Here is a 2,437-nt window from a genome sequence, read left to right on the forward strand (position 1 = left end):
GCGTCGAGGCCGTGCCGGGTGTAGTGGTCGGTGAGGCCTTCGCGGTCGGCATTGGCGGCCAGTGCCCGCTCCCCCACCACCGAATCCTGATGGACACGGATACCGGTGCTGCCGTATCGCACGGCGGCACCGAGCGTGAGGGCACCGTACTGGTCGTCGACGACCACGAAGGTGCCCGCCGGCGCCGCGGCGAGCGCGGCGCCGGCTTCGTCGAGGAGCAGCCGATCGGCGGCATCCACGGCAACCAGGTTCGGCGCTTCCACGTCGGGGAAGCGCCGCAACCTGGCGAACAACTCCTGGCAGTCGATCAGCACTCGCCCTTGCCGGCGTTCTCGATGGCGCGGAGCGTGTCGGCCTTCTGGTCCTCGGAGAGGCCCTCCCAGCCCGGGAGCATCTGCTGGGCGTCGGCGACGGACTTGGCGGCCTCCGCGCGGTCCTGTCCCCAGCCCTCGAGCTGCTCGAAGTACGGCAGCATCGCGGTGCAGATCTCGTCGTAGCTCTGGCCGAGCTCGACCCCGGTGGACCCGGTGGCGCCGGAATCGCCGGCGGCGGCCGCCGCGCTGGTCGTGGTGGTGGCCGCGGTGGTGTCGCCGGCCGAGTCGGACCCCTCGTCGGAGGATCCGCACGCCGCCGCAAGCAGGACTGCACCTGCACCCAACAGCGCCGCGAGAGTCTTCTTCATCTATGTCCCACTTCTGGTCGCAGTGTCGTTTTCCGGTAGTCCCGGCGGCAACACGGTAAACGAATCCGCTGGATGGATCAGCGCCGGGCGGTACCTGACCCGACTATCCTGGAGAAACCGGGCGAGGCGGTTTGCAGCGATGGTCGAACAGAATCCGCTCGAGACGCAACGAGCACCGTTCCTCGACGTCACCGACGACGAGGACGCCACCGCGCGCGATCTGGAGGCAGTCGGGTTCGCGGACCCGCAGGAGATAGGTCGCGGAGGTTTCGGGGTCGTCTACCGCTGCCGCCAGGAGGACCTCGACCGCACGGTCGCGGTGAAGGCCCTGGCTTCCACACTCGAACCGGAGAATCTCGAACGCTTCCTCCGCGAGCAGCGCGCGATGGGCCGCCTGTCGGGACATCCGCACATCGTGACGGTGCTGCAGGCCGGCTCGACGCCGGGGGGTCAGCCCTACCTGGCGATGCACTACCACCCCCACGACTCGCTCGAAGCCCGCATCCGCCGCCACGGGCCGTTGCCGTGGCGGGACGTGCTGCGCATCGGGGTCAAGCTCGCCGGCGCTCTGGAAACCGCTCACCGGTCGGGCATCCTGCATCGCGACGTCAAGCCCGCGAACATCCTCATCACCGAGTACGGCGAGCCACAGCTGACCGATTTCGGGATCGCCCGGGTCGCAGGCGGATTCCGCACCACGTCGCGCGAGATCACCGGATCTCCGGCGTTCACCGCACCGGAGATCCTCGAGGGCAAACCGCCCGCCGCGACCTCCGACGTGTATTCGCTGTCCGCGACGCTGTTCTGCGCACTGACCGGGCACGCGGCGTTCGAGCGCCGCAAGGGCGAACGAGTGGTGGCACAGTTCGTGCGCATCACCACCGAACCGATCCCGGACCTGCGTGGCGAGGGCATCCCCGACGACGTGTGCGCGGCAATCGAGCAGGGCATGGCCACCGATCCGGACAACCGGCCGCAGACGGCGTTCGCATTCGGTGACATCCTTCGGCAGGTCGAGGAGGCGCACTCGCTCGACGTCGACGAGATGGCGTTGCCGACCCACCCCGGCCAGGCCGCCCGCCCTCCGCTCGGCTCCGCCACGCACCGAACCGGCGGAATTCCCACCGGAGCGATGCCCACCACCGGATCGCATCGGTACGGCACGTCGGGGGCGACGACACCGTCGACGGCGCCGGCGACCCGATTCCGTCCTCCCTCGACCACACGTCAGCTCGTGCCCCGCACCCGGCTGATCGATCTGCTGCGAGCCGGGCAGCGCCGCAGGCTCACGGCCATCCACGCACCTGCCGGATTCGGGAAGTCGACGTTGGCGGCGCAGTGGCGTGAGGTACTCACCGGGGAGGGCGTTCCGGTGGCGTGGCTGGCCGTCGACCATGACGACAACAACGTCGTGTGGTTCCTCACCCACGTCATCGAGGCGCTGCGTCAGGTGCGGCCGGCTCTGGCCCAGCTGTTGTCGGAGATCCTCGAAAGCCACGCGGACGACGAGGCGGAGCGGTACGTCTTCAGCGCACTCATCGACGAGCTGCACCGGCAGGACATGCGCACGGCATTGGTCATCGACGACTGGCATCGGGTGGAGTCACCGGAAACCGTTGCCGCACTGGACTTTCTTCTCGACCGAGGATGCCACCACCTGCAGATCGTGGTGACCAGCCGAAGCAGGTCCGGACTCCCCCTGAGCCGCATGCGTGTTCGCGACGAACTCGTCGAGATCGACTCCGACCAGCTGCG

Annotated in this window: 2 protein-coding genes and 1 pseudogene; 1 reads left to right on the forward strand and 2 read right to left on the reverse strand. The window is 68.9% G+C overall.

The features are described 5' to 3' along the window. Positions 1-314 (reverse strand): annotated as a pseudogene (locus tag I0Q12_RS09155) (SAM-dependent methyltransferase); the annotation flags it as partial. After that, complete coding sequence (locus I0Q12_RS09160) at positions 308-682, reverse strand: hypothetical protein (protein WP_197251631.1); 375 nt, start codon at positions 680-682, stop codon at positions 308-310. The pseudogene I0Q12_RS09155 and the gene I0Q12_RS09160, both read right to left, overlap by 7 nt. A 139-nt stretch (positions 683-821) precedes the next feature. Between I0Q12_RS09160 and I0Q12_RS32470 the strand changes: the two genes are divergently transcribed. Next, the coding region (locus tag I0Q12_RS32470; protein ID WP_231610347.1) for a serine/threonine-protein kinase at positions 822-2,437 on the forward strand (1,616 nt) is incomplete at its 3' end.

Source organism: Rhodococcus sp. CX (genome assembly GCF_015865005.1).
Taxonomy (GTDB): domain Bacteria; phylum Actinomycetota; class Actinomycetes; order Mycobacteriales; family Mycobacteriaceae; genus Rhodococcus.